This is a genomic window from Melaminivora alkalimesophila, assembly GCF_000282995.1.
Classification (GTDB): Bacteria; Pseudomonadota; Gammaproteobacteria; order Burkholderiales; family Burkholderiaceae_C; genus Melaminivora; species Melaminivora alkalimesophila.
The window spans coordinates 1-849 of sequence record NZ_ALEE01000830.1; the positions used below are offsets into that span (position 1 = coordinate 1).

1 protein-coding gene is annotated in these 849 nt (G+C 73.9%); it reads right to left on the reverse strand.

All coding sequences use genetic code 11. The annotated features are described in order from the left end of the window. The coding region (locus A612_RS15955; RefSeq protein WP_019375427.1) for an ABC transporter permease at positions 1 to 849 on the reverse strand (849 nt) is incomplete at both ends.

Here is an 849-nt window from a genome sequence, read left to right on the forward strand (position 1 = left end):
GCACCTTCCACAGCAGCTGCCACGGCGAGGCGCCGTAGGCCCAGCTGGCCTCGATCAGGTCCGGGCGCACTTGGCGCAGGCCCAGGTTGGTCAGGCGGATCAGCGGCGGCAGCGCGAACACGATGGTCACGATGACGCCCGGCACGTTGCCGATGCCGAACAGCATCACCACCGGCACCAGGTAGACGAAGGCCGGGGTGGTCTGCATGGCGTCCAGCAGCGGGCGGGTGATGCGCTGGGCGCGGTCGCTGGCGGCCAGCAGCACGCCAGCCGGCAGGCCCAGCAGCACGCAGAACAGCAGCGAGGTCAGCACCAGCGCGAGCGTCACCATGGCGTCCGGCCAGATGCCCAGGAGCGCCACCAGCGCCAGCGACACGGCGGTGCCGATGGCCAGCGTGCGGCCGGCGAACTGCCACGCGAGCATGGCCGCCAGCACGATCATGGCCGGCACCGGCACGGCCAGCAGCGCGTCCGTCACGCCGGTCAGCGTGGCGTCGATGGGGGCGCGCACGGCCTGGAAGAAGGGGCGGAAGTTCTCCACCACCCAGCGCAGGCCGTCGTTGATCCAGGCCTGGATCGGCAGGCCGTCGGTCTGGAGCTGGTGCCACAGGCCTGCCAGGCCGCCTTCGGTGCTGCCATCGACCGGGGCGCCGGAGCTGGCGCCCAGCCAGTCGGTCGCGCCGGCCGCATCGGATGCATCGACTGCCGAAGCCGCGTCGCCGCCCCAGGGGTCGGAGCCGGCGGTCTCGGCCGGGGCGCTCGCGCCGTCGGCGGCTGCGCTGCTGTCGGCCCAGGGGTCGCTGGCAGCGGCGGCGGGCTCGGAAGCCGTGCTCCAGGGATCGGCGGCAG